The sequence below is a fragment of the Dietzia cercidiphylli genome (genome assembly GCF_014145145.1).
Taxonomy (GTDB): domain Bacteria; phylum Actinomycetota; class Actinomycetes; order Mycobacteriales; family Mycobacteriaceae; genus Dietzia; species Dietzia natronolimnaea.
Genome location: NZ_JAALEA010000315.1, coordinates 1 through 1,877, shown reverse-complemented (window position 1 = coordinate 1,877; position 1,877 = coordinate 1). Strand labels below are relative to the sequence as shown.

2 protein-coding genes are annotated in these 1,877 nt (G+C 72.3%); one reads left to right on the top strand and one right to left on the bottom strand.

Annotated features, from left to right (window positions below; translation table 11 throughout):
* A partial coding sequence (locus G6028_RS11530) for a thiamine phosphate synthase (RefSeq protein ID WP_182658956.1) occupies window positions 1-151 on the top strand: 151 nt, incomplete at its 5' end.
* Between the two features lie 34 nt (window positions 152-185).
* Here G6028_RS11530 and G6028_RS11525 read toward each other — a convergent pair.
* Window positions 186-1,877 (bottom strand): alkaline phosphatase D family protein (locus G6028_RS11525; RefSeq protein ID WP_182658954.1); only part of this gene is annotated, 1,692 nt, incomplete at its 5' end.

The following is a 1,877-nucleotide window of genomic DNA, read 5'->3' as shown; positions in this document are numbered from 1 at the left end:
GAAGCCCTGGTTCGCCATCGGCGGGATCGACCGGCAGAACCTGCCCGAGGTGCTGGCCGCGGGCGCCCGGCGGGTGGTGGTGGTCCGCGCGATCACCGACGCGGACGACCCCACAGCCGCCGCGCGCGAACTCCGCGCGGAACTGGACTGAACCGTCGCCGACACGCGGGCCGGCGGGTCCCCGGTCAGTCGGTGAGCTCCTTGGTCAGCGTCCTGCGCAACACCTGCCGGGGCTTGGCGTCGAGGTCATCCCCACCTCGTCGTCGTCGCCCTCTCCGGCCCCAAGAGTCCGGCGCCAGGCCCGGCACCAGTGTGAGCACCCTCCCCAGTCCCCCGGCCGGCCACTCGACGTGGGCGTGTTCGACCTTGACGGTGGCGCGGCGGCCGCGCATCACCAGGGTCATGACCCCGTTGTGGAACCAGATCCCGTCGGTGACCTCCCACCTGACACGTGGCTCCCGGACGCCCACGGCCTCGGCGAGCCGACGGGTCAGCGCGGGCGCGGGAGACCGCACCGAGATCCGGTTGACCATCCGGATCGACTTCTGTAGAGGATTGCGGAACGGGGACATGACCAGCTGGTGCACCCGCGTCGGCGACCCGGTCACCCGCGGCGCGGTGAGCTCGACCTCCTCGAGGTAGGAGCAGTGGACGTCGCCGCCCAGCATGAGGATCGAGGCGGGAGCGCGCCCGTGATCCCCGGCCGCCACCTCGGTGAGCAACCCGATCAGGTCGTCGAAACTGTTGCGGAAGGCCGCCCAGTGCTCGAGGTCCACCGTCAGCCGCACCCATTCGCCGATCCGGGCGCTCAGCGGCTTCTCCGGCCGGTCGCGGCTCACCGCCTCGTTCCACCCCTCGAGATGATGCAGCGCCGGCAGCATGAACGCGGGCAGGGACGACGCGATCACCAGGTGGTCGACCTCGGCCCCGAGGCAGGCCTCCCGCGCCCACTCCCACTCCTGCGGGTCCATCACGCGCCGGTCGGCGGGGTCCAGCCGGCGGGAGGCCCGCACGTCGAGCATCACCACCCGCACCCGCCCGAAGTCGCGACTGAAGCTCCACCGCGCGGTGCCCCGGTCGGCGTCGGCGGACAGGGCGAACTCGTCGAGGATCCGTTCGCGTTCGGCATCGGACCGGGCACCCCGGACCGCCCGGTACACCTCGTCCTGCTCAAGCTCCCGCGGCGCGAGATTGCCCAGGTGCTGGTAGACGAAGTAACTGGCGAACGCCCCCCGCACGCGGTCGCGCCACCACGGCTGGGCCGTCATCTCGCGGCGCCAGGCGTGGGAGGAGTTCCAGTCGTCGCGCAGGTCGTGGTCGTCGAGGATCATGCAGCTGGGCACGGTGGACAGCAGCCAGCGCACGTCCGGGTCGCGCCACGACTCGTGGTACAGCCAGGAGTACTCCTCGAAGTCGCAGATCTCCCCGGACACGTCCCGGTCCCCACCGTCACCGGCGGAGTCGCGCACCGACCGGGGCCCCTCCCCGGCCCGACGGCGCGCCGCCAGCCGCTCGGTGATCTCCCGGCTGGGGATGTCGGCGTACACCTGGTCGCCGAGGAGCAATATGGCGTCGGGCCAGTCGTCGTGCGCCGTGTGGGCCATCTGATGCGCGAGCGCCACCAGGGCGTCGGCCCCGATCCGGCGAAGCGCCACCGGGGTCTGGCTCTCCCCGCGGCGACAGGACCCGAAGGACAGGCGGACCGTGTCGTCGGCGCGCGGGGTGCGGATGACGCTGGGGCGGTCCGGCTCCAGTGGCCAGGCGGGTACACCGTCGAGCGCCACCTCGTAGGGCGTCTCCACGCCCGGCTCGAGATCACGAAGGTGCAGCACCGCGAAGTGGTGCCCGTGGACACCCCACGACTGTTCGGAGGCCTC